The organism is Glaciimonas immobilis, assembly GCF_011947285.1.
Lineage (GTDB): Bacteria > Pseudomonadota > Gammaproteobacteria > Burkholderiales > Burkholderiaceae_D > Glaciimonas > Glaciimonas immobilis.
On the sequence record NZ_JAAOZT010000012.1, the window covers coordinates 33,587 to 47,826 of the forward strand.

Genomic DNA, 14,240 nt, shown 5'->3' on the forward strand with positions numbered 1-14,240 from the left:
GGAAATTACTCATGGCGGGCAGAACCTTGTTTTAGATTTTTTCCGACTGTCCGCGCTTACGGGTCCAGGCTTGCAAAACGTTGATCGTCAATAACAACAAAAACGAGGCGGTCAACATAACGACAGCAATTGCCGTGGCACCGGTATAGTCGTATTGCTCAAGTTTGGTGATAATAAATAACGGCGTGATTTCTGAGACCATCGGCATGTTACCGGCGATAAAAATGACCGATCCATATTCACCGGTAGCGCGCGCAAACGCTAACGCGAATCCGGTCATCAAGGCTGGCATCACGGTCGGAAAAATGACCCGGACAAAGGTTTGCCAGTTGCTGGCACCAAGACTGGCGGCAGCCTCCTCCAACTCTCGTTCGGCATCTTCAAGCACCGGTTGCACGGTACGCACCACAAACGGTAGGCCGATAAATGTCAGCGCCACCAATATCCCCAAAGGCGTAAAGGCGACCTTGATTCCTAGCGGTTCAAGGTAACGACCAAACCAGCCATTTGCAGAATACAGCGCCGTCAGCGCGATACCGGCGACTGCGGTCGGTAAGGCAAACGGCAAATCTACCAATGCATCGATCAATTTCTTGGCAGGAAATGTATACCGCACCAGAACCCACGCGACGATGCCGCCGAACACCACATTTAATAACGCTGCCAGCAACGACACCCCAAACGTCAAACGATAAGACGCCATCACGCGCGGCGATGTCACGGCAATCACAAAATCGGCCCAGCTCATCGTGAACGTTTTGAGAAATACCGCCGATAACGGGATCAGCACGATCAACGCTAAATAAAACAAAGTAAAACCGAGCGATAAGCGAAAGCCCGGCATTACCCGAAATGGGCTAGCAGACTTGACCGAATACCCAGCAGATAAAGTGGCCTGACCAGCCATAAAGCGTCCCCTTATTACAAATACACCTAACAAGCGACGATAATCGCACTCGACTGTTATAAAGAGAACTAACTTTTTTGCATGACGATAGATTTATTTCGTATATGCAACCAAAGTGGGCGTTATTGTCGTCCCGTTGCTTGAGATCGAAGAGTATTGCTACCCGCATGCGTTCGGTAAATTGGGATATTTAAGAGATAGTCAGGAACCTGAAGGCAGCATTGCTCTCGGTGAGCGCAGACTCTGCAGCAATAGATTTGCACAGCCCGGCACGCGTCGCGGTGTATTTCAGGACGGCAAAACTTGCTCGCTATTTGGTTATATCAACAGGCAGGATTATTAAGCTTCACCTTCTGCACTAACCGCTCCAGCAGCGATTGCCCATAGAACCAGTCGCCAAGTTGCGACTCCGCATTGATATGACCGAGGGCACCGGCATCTATGTATTCCGCTCCCCACAATCTGGCCCACTTGACCGATTGGCTGGCTTCCATCCACGGATCGTTAATACTTCCTACTAAAATCGATGGAAAGGGTAGAGGCGCACGCAGGTCAGCGCTGACGCCGAATTTATTAGGATCGGCGGGCGCCACCAGCAAAGCGCCAGCTATGGAGTCGGTCGCCAGTGCAGCTTGCACCAAGGCGCAATGCACGGTCGTCAGGCAACCAAAACTATGCGCGACCAATAATATCGGTTTGTCCGCAGCGCCCGGCACCTGCGATTTTTTTTGCAACGTTTTTTGCAAGCGCTGCGACCAGCGCGACAGCACCGGCATATCCCATTGATCCTGCTCAACCCGCTCAATATTGGGATACAGCGCTTGCCAGCGCGACTGCCAGTGCTGGGGTCCGCTGTTATTCAAACCAGGCACGACCAACACCCGAAAATCTGACAAAAAACGATAAGTTGAGAGGTTACGCAATGGTGAGGTATCCATGATAGCGCAGCCTTAATCCGTTACCGACGCGGTCGATCGCCGATCCACCACTCCTGCGGAGGGTGCAAACGTCGTCAGCGTCGCCTGCGGCAAATCCCAAAAAAAGCCTTGCGCAAAAATTCGTGCGCCACTAGCAGAAAACACTACTTGAGCGATTTCTTGTACGCTTTCAAAGTCGCGCAGCTTTTCAAGGCGCTTAAAAATAATCTGGATGCTACGGTCTTGGGCGATGTCGAGCAAGCGTCTGGTCTCAGCATCGTTGGCCATACCGCGCCCATCAATCTTCAACACGTCAGGCCGTACGCGTTCCAGCAAATCATGCGCCTGACCAATCGAGTCCGCGTTGACCGCTAGCCGGAAATGATTGCGTCGGTAATTATCCAGCACATAGTTTAACAGCCAGCTTTGTGTTGCCGTGACGGGCGGCAATTGCAACACGATATCTTCCTGGGGCAATCCCAGCAACGTCAGAATACGCCGAAATGCCGTACCGTGATTGCTATCGACCGCCGCCAACAAGCGCGCATGGACACTCAAAAAAAGTTGAGGTTGCTGGACTGATTGCTGATTTGTTGGGTCGGCCTGTTGCGCCTGGCGAAAAAAGTTAATCGAATGCAGCATGCGGCACAAACGATCAAGCTCAATCGACTCATCGTCACTGGCCGCGGGGTCAAGTAACCGCCATAAGTACAACCCATTATCATTGGCCGAATAGCTATGCGCGAAGCCTTCGTAACCAATGATCGGGTTAGGGTTGTCGCTACCGCACACGCCCTCTGATCCGGCGCTACCTGTTGATGCAGTGGCAAAGGGTGCCACCGGTGCCACCATTGCCACCGAGTCATTGACAGCAATCTGGCGTATTGGCTGGAAGACGCTGGTAAGGGTGATATTAAAGTAACTTCCCTGCACCCGACCATCAGCATTGAGCCACACCCGGTTTTGATCGATAGGTGTGCTGGACTCAGACTCGCCAGATGAATTTGAGGGCTGCGCCTGGTTGGGCACCTTGTCATGTAAGCGAGCCAGATATTGGTCTAGAGCGGGATAGGACATGAGTATCTACGCTTTTAAAAACTTAGAATATTATATCTTGGCGATAGAAACTTCGGTCGCCTTTACCAATGCGACGACTTCAGTCCCAATGACCAGCCCCAAATCTTTTACCGAGCGCGTGGTGATGACCGAGGTGACTATTCCCGCTGGCGTTTCCACATCGATTTCTGAGACGACGGTGCCTTCGATGATTGCTTTGATACGACCCTTGAATTGATTGCGTACATTGATGGCTTGAATCGACATGATGTGTCCTTGAAATAAAAATGAAGAAATAAAAGTTACTACTAAACAATTATTGGAGCGCAACCTTCGGAGCGTTCTAAAACCGTTTTACACCCTGATTCGCTTTACTCAACTAAGCGATCAGGACAATTTACCAATCGATACCTCAGTCGCCTTGATCAGCGCCACGACTTCTGATCCGATGACTAATCCCATATCTTTGACCGAGCGGGAAGTAATGACCGACGACACAATACCGATCGGGGTTTCAATATCAAGACCGGAGAGCACCTCATCCTCAACGATGCTGGTAATTTTTCCTCTGAATTGATTACGAACATTGATAGCCTGAATACTCATGACGTCTCCTTAATAGTGATAGCGCGGTGTAAGTCGAAGGTAGTGATATAACTTCTGTTTTGTGTCAGGGTCAAATAGCCCAACTGACTTGGGATACAGTTCGCAATAGCGAAATATCGCCCAACGTCGTATTATTTTCTGGCGCTGGATGTTGCAGTACACGCGCCAGAATTTTTTCTTCCAGTTGTGCAAATACCGCATTTCCAAGTGCGCGCGGTCGGGGCAAATCGATGCGCTCATCCAAGGTGACCTCGCCCTCTTCAATCAACAGAATACGATCTGCTAACGCAATCGCTTCCTGGACGTCGTGGGTCACAAGTACCGCCGTAAATTTACTAGCTTGCCATAGCGTCTCAATCAACTGCTGCATTTCGATGCGCGTCAATGCATCGAGCGCACCCAGCGGTTCATCGAGCAACAGCAATTGAGGATCGTGTACCAACGCACGCGCTAACGCCACACGCTGACGTTGACCGCCGGATAAAACGGCCGGCCACTCGTGAGCACGATCCTCAAGCCCCACTTGGCGCAACACGTTGCCCGCCGTGACAGCGGACGATTTGGACGGCAAGCCGAGCGCGACGTTGTTGACTACTTTCTTCCATGGCAGCAGACGCGAATCCTGGAACATGATGCGGATTTCGGGTGCTTGTTCAGGCTTGGGTCCCGAACCAAAATGAATCGCACCGGCGCTCTCATGTTCCAGACCGGCAATCAGTCGCAATAACGTACTTTTACCGCAACCGCTGCGCCCCACAATGGCAACGAATTCGCCGGGCTCTATGTCAACATTCAGCGCTTTTAAAACTTCACGACCGGCGTAAGATTTCGATACCGATTGAATAGAGATACCAATCCCCCGACCTGACCTCGCCGCGTCGGTTGCGACCTTTGTTGCCACATCTGTTGCCGCCTTGATGTGGGCATTTTCAATAGGATCAATTTGCATATTCATGTCCATTACTCTTGATTAAATTATCTAGCTTCAATGCTGGATAGTCATGATCATTGATAACCCGGGTGCCACCGTAGCCAGTAGCGCTCTAATCCGCGGGCCAGCATGTCCGCTAGCTTGCCCAGCAATGCGTATAAAAGAATCCCCACCAACACCACATCTGTTTGTAAAAACTCACGTGCGTTCATTGTCATATAACCGATACCGGCCTGCGCCGAAATAGTTTCCGCGACGATCAACAACACCCATACCAGCCCGAGAGAAAATCGCACGCCGACCAGAATAGATGGCAATGCGCCCGGCAAGATGACATCCCGATATAAAGGCCAGCCCGTTAAGCCATAACTTTTCGCCATCTCGATCAAGCGCTTATCCACCGAGCGGATACCATGAAAAGTATTCAGATATATCGGAAAAAATACGCCGATTGATACCAAAAATAATTTAGACGACTCATCAATTCCGAACCACAAAATAACCAACGGAATCAACGCCAGTGCGGGAATATTCCGGATCATCTGAATCGTCGTATCCAGCAATGTCTCGGCGGTTTTAAAGGTGCCAGTAAGCAGTCCGAGCAACAATCCGCATCCACCACCAACAACAAAACCAGAGATGGCGCGCCAGGCGCTAACCGATACGTGCTTCCACAACTCGCCCGACAACGTTAATGACCACGCAGCGCGCGCTACTGCAAAAGGTTCCGGCAAGATACGGCTTGAGAGCCAGCCAACCCGCGCCGCCAGTTCCCACACCGCGATGAGCAAGAACGGGACTAACCATGGTAATAGTCCCTGGCGCCACGCAGCAGCCCTGGCGTTGACCGGAATGCGGCGCGGCTTCTTGCTGGCCGCAGAAGCACTGAATTTGTGGCCGACAGACGGGACATCTGCCTGACTAAGGGGGGCGTGACTCACAATGGTCGTCATATTTATTTCCTTCACACTAGCAATTTCTAAGTACTACTTTATGCGAGTAAAGCAATACTTTATCGGTCAGGCTGGGACTGCCTGCGGTAACAAATTATTTGCCATCACTTCGCCAAACGGACCGCTCAGAGCATGCGCGCCCTCAACCACGTGTCCTTTGCCCAATAGAGGAAATACCAGCTCGGCAAACCGATAGGACTCTTCCAGATGCGGATAACCGGACATGATGAAGGTATCGATTCCCATAGCTTCATATTCACGCATGCGCTCAACTACGGTCGCGGCATCGCCCACCAGTGCCGTCCCTGCGCCGCCGCGTACCAATCCCACACCCGCCCATAAATTTGGTGACACCTCAAGCTTGTCGCGCTTGCCACTGTGCAGCGCCGCCATCCGACGTTGACCTACAGAATCCATCTTGGAGAACGCATTTTGCGCACGGGCGATGATGTCATCGTCAACGTAACTAATCAGTTCTTCCGCGGCTTTCCACGCGGCATCATTGGTCTCGCGGACAATTACATGTAGTCGAATACCGAAGCGCACCGTGCGGCCATATTTGGCAGCCCGCGCACGCATGTCTGCGATTTTTTCTGCGACTGCCGCAGGTGGCTCACCCCACGTCAAATAGACATCGACCTGCTCTGCCGCTAACGCATGCGCGGATGGCGATGAGCCACCGAAATACAATGGCGGATAAGGTTTTTGCAATGGTGGATATAACGTCTTTGCGCCTTTGACAGTGATGTGCTTGCCGCTAAAACTGTAACCGGCATCACCGCCCTCACCCGCCATCGTCGCACGCCACACGCGCAAAAACTCGTCTGAAATCTCGTATCGTTCGCTGTGCTCTGCGAACACGCCATCTGCTTCTAACTCACCCTGATCGCCACCGGTCACAATATTGATCAGCAGACGACCATTGGATAATCTGTCAAAGGTTGAAGCCATCCGCACAGCCAGTCCCGGACTACTCAGACCCGGACGAATCGCGACCAGAAATTTAAGCTTTTGGGTCGCGCCAATAAGACTGGAGGCAACTACCCACGCATCTTCGCAAGAGCGTCCGGTTGGCAGCAGTACGCCGTCGTAGCCCAGCGTGTCGGCGGCGACCGCGACCTGCTTCATGTAGTCGTAATTAACCGGCCGAGCGCCTTGGAAGGTGCCGAGGTAACGACTGTCACCGTGCGTTGGTATAAACCAGAAAACGTTCATTGTAAATTCCGTATGGTAAAGGCGACTATGCGGTTATAAATCTTCGGCGCAACTGGGCTGCAGGTGCGTATCACCTAGACTCGGTTCGTTGAAACGGCCAGCACCGCATCACGCGTAATAATTTTTTTGGGAATCAATTTCAACGCATAAAAAGTATCTGCAATCCGTTGTTGTTCATCCAGTACTTTGCTATCGATCGGCTTGTAGATATGGGCGTAGTTCTTAAGGCCAACTTGAATCACCTCTTTATCCAAACCCTGTATCGGTGCCAACTGCAAGGACGCGTCTTGTAGATTGGTACGAATCCACTGCCCTTGTTTGCTCACTTCATCCAGAATCGCGCTGATGATTGCCGGATTTTTCTCTGCATACTTGCGGGCGCTTAAAAAGAACTGATGATGACTGACGGCACCGTTGCCATTTGCCAGAACGCGTGCATTGAGTTGCTTGATGGCCGCAGTTTGAAACGGGTCCCAAATAGCCCACGCATCAACCGCGCCGCGCTCGAACGCAGCGCGTGCATCCGCAGGCGCTAAATAGATTGGCTGGAATTCACTGTACGCAATGCCTGATTTTTTCAGCTGGCTGATCACCAGCCAGTGCACATCCGAGCCTTTATTAAAGGCGATCTTTTTGCCCTTTAATTCCGCAACCGTTTTAATCGGCGAATCGTGTTGGACGAGGATACTTTCCGCCAGCGGTGTCGGAATTTCGTAACCGCTATATACAAAATCTGCACCCGCCGCTTGCGCGATGATGGGCGGTGCTTCGCCGACATACCCAAAATCGACAGAACCAACATTTAGCGCCTCCAGCAATTGTGGACCGGCAGAAAACTCTGCCCATCTAACGTCAATGCCTTGCGGAGCCAAACGCTTTTCCAGGGTGCCGTGCGCTTTCAACAATACCAGCGTACTCGCGGCTTTTTGATACCCAATCCGGAGAACCTGCTTATCTTGTGCAAATGTTAATCGCGGTACCATCCCGGTCAACGTCCCGGCAACCGTAGCAGACAACATTGCCAGTGCATGGCGGCGAGTAACAATTTTTTTCTTCATTTCGGTCATGACTATGCCCTGGTATCTATATTTTAAGTAAGCGCTCCCCACCGCGAATATTTCGCGTTCTTTTGCACCGTCCTGGGAGAGCGACTCGAGAAAACCTGGTGTAATGTGAATGTGAGATCACATGTTCGACGAACATGTGACACTACAGTTACACGCTACATCGAATCTGGGAAAACGGAATCTCAGTAAAACTATTCATGCTTGATTTCTGTAGTGCTACCAGACCACTGGATAGCTGATCAACGCCCTCATTGATGCGTCCGATTATTTCGTCTGCTAATACCAGACCGCCGTCCTCTGACCAGAGCACCTGCGCTTCAATGGCATAAATACTTTTCAATACGTGCTTCGGCCCCAGCGATGACAGCACTGGCCTTAACGCATAATCCAACGCCAGCATATGTGACTGTCCACCGCCCGTTGCCAGTGGCAACACCAATTTATCCTGCAAGCCAAACTGCGGTAGCAAATCCAGAAACGCCTTTAACGCGCCGCTGTAAGCTGCCTTGTACACTGGCGTAGAAATAACGACTGCCGTCGCTGCGGCGACCTGTGCCAGCGCAGCCTGAATCTCCACATTGCTAAAATCGGCGCGGAGGACTGCGTCACCCGGCAAATCACGTACGTCCAGTTTGGTATAACGGTGTCCCAGCAATGCCAGTTTTTCACCGATGTGATGCAAGATCCGGGTAGAGCGAGATGGTGCCGATGGGCTGCCAGCTAATAACAGGATAGTCATAGGATAGTCATTCCGTACGTGCTTTTTAAACGATGTTCTGCGAAAAAAAATGCTATGGAGCGCATACCTTAGCCCAGGGCGCGTCACCATGCAGATGAAAGAAATACTTACTTCGCTCCAGGCTGGTAAATTTGATCAAATACGCCGCCGTCGCTAAAGTGCGTTTTTTGCGCTTTTTGCCAACCGCCGAAAACTGTATCGATCGTAAATAAATTTAACTTCGGAAATCTGGATGCATATTTAGCGGCGACCTTAGGATCGGTAGGACGATAGTAATTATGGGCCGCAATTTCCTGACCTTCTGGCGAATATAAATATTGCAGATAAGCCTCGGCGATTTTGCGGGTGCCGCGTTTGTCTATGACCTTATCCACCACGGCGACCGGCGGTTCTGCCAAAATACTGGACGATGGGAACACAACATCGAACTTATCTTTACCGAACTCTGCCTGCACCAGATAGGCCTCGTTTTCCCAGGACAGCAAGACATCCCCAACGCCACGCTCAGCAAAGGTAACGGTTGAACCGCGGGCACCAGAATCTAGCACCGGAACGTTTTTATACACGCGACTGATAAAGGCACGTGCCTTGGCATCATCATTGTTGTTGTGTTTAAGTGCATAGCCGTAAGCAGCTAAGTAAGCCCAGCGCGCGCCACCGGAAGTTTTAGGGTTAGCGACGATGACCGAGACGCCGGGCTTGGCAATATCATCCCAATCCTTGATACCCTTTGGATTGCCCTTACGCACCAGCAAGACGATGGTCGAGGTGTAAGGCGTGCTGTGGTGGGCTAGTCGGGTCTGCCAGTTGGCAGGCAAAAGTCCGGCTTTGGCAGAAATTTCATCAATGTCATACGCCAGTGCCAACGTTACAACGTCTGCATCCAGTCCGTCAATTACTGACCGTCCCTGTTTGCCAGAGCCGCCATGGGAGGCTTTTATGGTGACGTTATCGCCGGTCTTTTCTTTCCAGTATTTAGCGAATGTTTTGTTGTATTCCTGATAGAGCTCGCGCGTCGGATCGTAGGAAACATTGAGTATCGAGAAGTCTGCTGCGTGCACAATAGGTGCGATAACGCCGACTTGCGCAAACAGCGCAATGGCGATGAGTGACCTGGCGATTTGTTTCAACATGATCTGCTTCCCTGAACTTTTTTTGTTTTGGAGAAGACAGATTAATTTGAGTGGAAAGAAAAAAGAACGAATTCTTTCTTCTCTCGTTATGCGAAAAACAGATAAGCACCAACAAGCCCACTGAATAAGGGGCCGCCAATTTCACCAAAAGTGAAATAAAGGATATAAAATCACGCCCCATGTCGCCACCGCCAACAAACAGGTCAGCAGCACGGCGGCGCTGCCAAAATCCTTGGCGTTTTTTGATAGCGGATTCCGCTCTAACGATACCCGATCAACCACCGCTTCAATGGCGGAATTAATGAGTTCAATGATAATGATCCAGACCAGGACCGCAATCAGAAGCAATTTTTGAGTCGGTGAAACCGGTAAAAAAAACGCAACGATGATGCCAGGAATCACCACCACCAGTTCTTGGCGGAACGCGTTCTCATTTTTCCAGGCGGATTTAAAGCCGTCGATCGAATAAAAAAACGCCGAAAATATGCGTCTAAGGCCACGCGTACTCTTGAATTGACTGATCGGTTGCTCAGGATTGGGCAATGAATCTTGTTGCGCTGGCGATGCGGTTTTACGGGTCCTTGATTCCGATGATCGTGCACTATGTGGTTTTTGATTCATGCTGAACTTCGCTTCAAATTTGATTTTTTAGTAGGGGCGCTCGTCATGAGTGCCCGCTCGAAAGTTTTGGCGTCATGACAGATTAACCAATTTTAACAGTCAAATATGACAGGACTTACGGTGTACAACCGAAACTCTGGTGACCACGCAAAAAAAGGCACCTGTCTTATCAGAGGTGTTGATTTTGGCTAACCTTAATTTACTTTGGATCTACTTTACATTAGCGGGATGGATCGGCAGCGGATCGTGCCAATTACCTTCATCAGCAACGGTCCAGCCAGATTGCACTTTACTCGCGACAGGTTGATCCTTGCGCTCCCATAATTTAAAACCGCCCAGAAATGCATAGGCGTTGTCGCCACGACGGGTGTGTGGCGGTAAACGCTTAAGATGCTCCACGTTGCCGCCGCCAAGTACCACGTAGTCAGGTAATAACGCCTTGCGAAAACCCTCTACGACGTCGCCGACCATACGCCGCCATTTTTTATTTCCCAACTTCTCGCGGCCTGCCTCGCCTAAATAATCCTCATAAGTCTTTCCATCGGTATAGGGCAAATGTCCCAGTTCCATAGCCGCTATCACCCCATCGACAATAAAGGCCGAACCAAGACCGGTGCCAAGACCCAGAAAAAGCATCTTTCCACCCTCATAGCCACCTAGCGCCTGCATCGCAGCATCGTTGATGACTTTTACCGGCAATCCGAAAGCTGCCTGAAAATCAAACCCCACCCAAAGTGGACCAAGATTCTCCGGTTCGCGCACAATCCTGCCCCGGCGAACCACGCCGGGATAACCCATCGATACCGCCTCGAATTCCCATCCTTCGGTGATTCTCAGGATATTTTTGACCATTTGTTCGGGCGTCATTTTAGGCCCGGATTCAAAACGAACGGGGCTTTTGTTGTCGCTTGAGACGCATTTAACGTGAGAGCCACCGACATCAATAACGAGTACTTTCATCGCTTTGTCCTCCTTTTTCTTTGATCGCTTCTGGTTGCTCATGATGCCCGTGTGACAGCGGCGGGTCGTTCTGCCGTCTCATGAACACAGGTGGCTTGTTGGATCGGTATTGACAGCAATCGGGCGGTGTTGATCAAGGCCATGTGCGTTAGTGCCTGCGGGAAATTGCCTAACATGTGGTGCCCCCGCACATCATATTCCTCCGATAACAATCCTACATCGTTGCGTAACGCCAGCAAGCGTTCGAACAATGCCTCGCCCTCTTCACGACGCCCCATTAGCGCCATGCAATCAGCCAGCCAAAAAGAACAGGGCAGAAACACGCCTTCGCCCGGTGGCAGCGCATCTACATTGGTCCCGGTGGAGTAGCGCAAAACCAATCCGTCTACGACCAGCTGGCGCTCTATCGCCGCGACCGTGCCGCGCATACGGGGATCGTCGGCAGGCAAAAAGCCGACCTGGGGAATCAATAGCAGGCTGGCATCAAGATCGGCGGAGCCATAAGATTGTACGAACGTATTATTTTTAGCATCGTATCCTTCCGTGCAAACCTGTGCGTGAATCGCGTCGCGCAGTTGCCGCCAGCGCTCGACCGGACCCTCCAGACCAAACACTTCAACATCCTTGATGGCACGATCAAATGCGACCCATGCCATTACCTTCGAATGGGTAAAATGCCGGCGCGGCCCGCGAATTTCCCAGATTCCCTCGTCCGGCAGATGCCAGTTAGATTCAAGAAAGTGTAACAAAGCAACCTGAATCCCCCAAGCGGCGAGATCAGACTCCATACCAACCGATCGTGCCAGATGCAAGGTGTCCATCACTTCACCGTAGACATCAAGCTGAAATTGTTTTGATGCCGCATTACCGATGCGGACCGGAGCCGCGTTACCGTAACCAGGCAGCCAATCCAGCGTCAGTTCCTCAAGACGCCGTTCCCCAGTGACGCTATACAATATTTGCAGATCCTCGGGACTGCCGGCGGCGGCGCGTAATAGCCACTCGCGCCAGGCGGTAGCTTCTTCATGGTAACCGGCGAGCAAGAGCGCATTCAGGGTGAAAGTAGCATCGCGCAACCAGCAATACCGATAATCCCAGTTGCGTACGCCGCCCAATTGCTCAGGCAGCGACGTCGTCGGGGCCGCGATAATGCCGCCCGTAGGTGCATAGGTCAGCGCTTTAAGCGTAATAAGGGATCGTGCGACAGCGTCGCTCCAGCGCCCGTTGTAAGTGCTGCGCCCGGACCACTCGCGCCATCCGGCCTCGGTCACCTTTAATGCCTGCTCCGGATCCGTGTCTCCACGACAGGCCTCATAAGACGGCCTGTAGTTTAGCGAAAACGGAATCCGCTGGCCCGCGCTGACGGAAAATTCGGCGATGCTTTTCATATTTTCGCCATACACCGGCACTTCAGTGCGTAATTCCAGGGTGTGCGGCCCGGCAGTTGCCAGTAACGTATCGCCTGCGTCTTGCACCCATGGCACGATGGAACCGTAATCAAAGCGAATGATGAGCTCCATGCGCATGGTCACGTCGCCGCTGACGCCCTCTACAATTCGCAATACATCCCAACGTTCATCGGAAACCGGCATGCAGTCGATGATGCGGACAACGCCCTCTTCTGTTTCAAATTCTGTTTCTAAAATCATCGTACCTTCGCGGTACTTGCGGCAGGTACTACGAATTTTAGCTTTCGGTGCAAGTAGCCAGCGACCATGCTCCGGATGGCCTAGCAGCGCCGCAAAGCAGGCGCCAGAATCAAAACGGGGCAAACATAGCCAATCAATGGAACCGTCGCGACCGACTAAGGCCGCTGTATGGCAGTCGCCGATCAAAGCATATTCTTGTATGGGTAAGGGCATCTGCACACCTCAGGATGGTTGAGCCGTCGTTGGCTGGCTGACTACATTTTTTGCACCCCGCTTACGATCTGCAACCAGCGGCCGGTCAATGGTGATAAATGGGGCGGTAAAACTTGAGCGGTCTTGAGTGCGTCCGAGGGTTGACCACCACGCGGATCAAGTGGCGTTCGACCAGTTAACTGCTTAACAGATTCTTGGACCGGCTTTTGTGACCGGCTTTCACGTCGCTCCAAGTAGTTGCCATGTAGCTATACGGGACGTATATGAACATTGTAGGTGAGGGTCGTTCCCGCCCTGGATCCGATCAAATACGGGCAGCCACGGGCACACCGGATGCATATTAGTTTAATGATACGCCCGATATTGTTGCATGATTTAAATTGGGGAATAGCGCTCTCAATTTTTCACATTGTGATATAAGATATCATTCGTGAACCAAAACTATTCCAAAATTGAAATTCTGATGAAACCAGCCGCCCCAAACGACCTTGCCAAAACTTCAATTCAAGTCATTGAGCGGATGATTTCGTTGCTAGACACGCTGGCGCTCTATCCTGATCCGGTCAGTCTAAAAGAACTTTCTGCCGCCACCAGTCTGCATCCGTCCACCGCGCATCGGATTTTGAATGACTTAGTACTGAAGCGCTTTGTAGACCGCTCCGAGCCGGGTACTTATCGGCTTGGGATGCGTTTGCTAGAGCTGGGCAACGTTGTCAAAAGTCGCCTTAATGTACGCGAAGCGGCGCTAGATTTCATGCGGACGCTGCATCGTAAAACTAATCAAACAGTCAATCTTTCGGTCCGTCAAAGCGACGAGATTGTGTATATCGACCGTGCCTTTTCCGAGCGTTCCGGGATGCAAGTTGTGCGCGCTATCGGTGGTCGTGCACCCTTGCATCTGACCTCGACCGGTAAGCTGTTTCTATCCATTGATGATCCAAAACTGGTACGCGCCTACGCTACACGTACCGGTCTGGCAGGTCACAATAAAAACTCGATTACCGACCTGACTAAACTGGAACGTGAATTAAGTCTGGTGCGCGCACTCGGCTATGCTCGCGATAACGAAGAGCTGGAACTGGGAGTGCGCTGTATGGCCGCTGGCATCCGGGACGACTCGGGCAAGCTGGTCGCCGGACTTTCAATCTCCGCGCCCGCAGATCGTTTGCAGGAGGAGTGGGTCGAGGATCTGGTGACCACGGCGCATCAAATTTCTGCCGTTTTAGGATACGCGGCCAATACGCAAGAAGCGCGCTAAGGTACGCTGTCGCGC

The 14,240-nt window shown here is 51.6% G+C and carries 16 protein-coding genes; 2 read left to right on the forward strand and 14 right to left on the reverse strand.

The annotated features are described in order from the left end of the window. Window positions 1-31: 31 nt before the first annotated feature. Complete coding sequence (cysT, locus tag HAV38_RS17275) at window positions 32-907, reverse strand: sulfate ABC transporter permease subunit CysT (protein WP_168056641.1); 876 nt, start codon at window positions 905-907, stop codon at window positions 32-34. Window positions 908-1,022: 115 nt separating this feature from the next. Here cysT and HAV38_RS17280 point away from each other — a divergent pair, with 115 nt between their 5' ends. Next, the gene (locus HAV38_RS17280) at window positions 1,023-1,250 is read left to right on the forward strand and encodes a hypothetical protein (RefSeq protein WP_168056642.1); all 228 of its coding nucleotides are present in this window, start codon (window positions 1,023-1,025) and stop codon (window positions 1,248-1,250) included. Here HAV38_RS17280 and HAV38_RS17285 read toward each other — a convergent pair. From HAV38_RS17285 to HAV38_RS17345, 13 genes are all read right to left on the reverse strand, one after another. Beyond that, window positions 1,231-1,845 (reverse strand): RBBP9/YdeN family alpha/beta hydrolase, encoded by a 615-nt coding sequence (locus HAV38_RS17285; RefSeq protein WP_168056643.1) that lies wholly within the window; start codon window positions 1,843-1,845, stop codon window positions 1,231-1,233. The genes HAV38_RS17280 and HAV38_RS17285 overlap by 20 nt on opposite strands. Before the next feature lie 12 nt (window positions 1,846-1,857). Continuing rightward, window positions 1,858-2,901, reverse strand: a complete 1,044-nt coding sequence (locus HAV38_RS17290; RefSeq protein ID WP_168056644.1) for an EAL domain-containing protein — start codon at window positions 2,899-2,901, stop codon at window positions 1,858-1,860. Window positions 2,902-2,931: 30 nt separating this feature from the next. Further along, entirely contained in the window at window positions 2,932-3,147 is a 216-nt protein-coding gene (locus HAV38_RS17295; protein WP_108442330.1) for a TOBE domain-containing protein, read from the reverse strand. 120 nt (window positions 3,148-3,267) lie between these two features. Further along, window positions 3,268-3,486: a TOBE domain-containing protein gene (locus tag HAV38_RS17300; protein ID WP_168056645.1), complete on the reverse strand. Its 219-nt coding sequence runs from the start codon at window positions 3,484-3,486 to the stop codon at window positions 3,268-3,270. A 70-nt stretch (window positions 3,487-3,556) separates the two neighbouring features. Beyond that, window positions 3,557-4,435: an ATP-binding cassette domain-containing protein gene (locus HAV38_RS17305; RefSeq protein ID WP_168056928.1), complete on the reverse strand. Its 879-nt coding sequence runs from the start codon at window positions 4,433-4,435 to the stop codon at window positions 3,557-3,559. A 56-nt stretch (window positions 4,436-4,491) separates the two neighbouring features. Further along, window positions 4,492-5,370 (reverse strand): aliphatic sulfonate ABC transporter permease SsuC, encoded by an 879-nt coding sequence (ssuC, locus tag HAV38_RS17310; protein ID WP_168056646.1) that lies wholly within the window; start codon window positions 5,368-5,370, stop codon window positions 4,492-4,494. Between the two features lie 66 nt (window positions 5,371-5,436). Beyond that, window positions 5,437-6,585: an FMNH2-dependent alkanesulfonate monooxygenase gene (ssuD, locus tag HAV38_RS17315; protein ID WP_168056647.1), complete on the reverse strand. Its 1,149-nt coding sequence runs from the start codon at window positions 6,583-6,585 to the stop codon at window positions 5,437-5,439. 74 nt (window positions 6,586-6,659) lie between these two features. Continuing rightward, the gene (locus tag HAV38_RS17320) at window positions 6,660-7,652 is read right to left on the reverse strand and encodes a sulfonate ABC transporter substrate-binding protein (protein ID WP_168056648.1); all 993 of its coding nucleotides are present in this window, start codon (window positions 7,650-7,652) and stop codon (window positions 6,660-6,662) included. A gap of 148 nt (window positions 7,653-7,800) precedes the next feature. Then, the gene (gene ssuE, locus HAV38_RS17325) at window positions 7,801-8,391 is read right to left on the reverse strand and encodes an NADPH-dependent FMN reductase (protein ID WP_168056649.1); all 591 of its coding nucleotides are present in this window, start codon (window positions 8,389-8,391) and stop codon (window positions 7,801-7,803) included. Window positions 8,392-8,498: 107 nt separating this feature from the next. Next, window positions 8,499-9,524: a sulfate ABC transporter substrate-binding protein gene (locus HAV38_RS17330; RefSeq protein WP_168056650.1), complete on the reverse strand. Its 1,026-nt coding sequence runs from the start codon at window positions 9,522-9,524 to the stop codon at window positions 8,499-8,501. Window positions 9,525-9,665: 141 nt separating this feature from the next. Then, the gene (locus HAV38_RS17335; RefSeq protein WP_245182449.1) at window positions 9,666-10,067 is read right to left on the reverse strand and encodes a diacylglycerol kinase; all 402 of its coding nucleotides are present in this window, start codon (window positions 10,065-10,067) and stop codon (window positions 9,666-9,668) included. Window positions 10,068-10,355: 288 nt separating this feature from the next. Beyond that, window positions 10,356-11,105 carry an ROK family protein gene (locus HAV38_RS17340; RefSeq protein ID WP_168056652.1) on the reverse strand — a complete coding sequence of 250 codons (750 nt, stop codon included), beginning with the start codon at window positions 11,103-11,105 and terminating at the stop codon, window positions 10,356-10,358. 38 nt (window positions 11,106-11,143) lie between these two features. Next, a complete protein-coding gene (locus tag HAV38_RS17345; RefSeq protein WP_168056653.1) occupies window positions 11,144-12,967 on the reverse strand; it encodes a glycoside hydrolase family 15 protein in 1,824 nt (607 codons plus the stop codon). Window positions 12,968-13,430: 463 nt separating this feature from the next. On the opposite strand from HAV38_RS17345, the gene HAV38_RS17350 reads away from it, so the two are divergent. Continuing rightward, window positions 13,431-14,225, forward strand: a complete 795-nt coding sequence (locus tag HAV38_RS17350; RefSeq protein ID WP_168056929.1) for an IclR family transcriptional regulator — start codon at window positions 13,431-13,433, stop codon at window positions 14,223-14,225. Window positions 14,226-14,240: the final 15 nt, after the last annotated feature.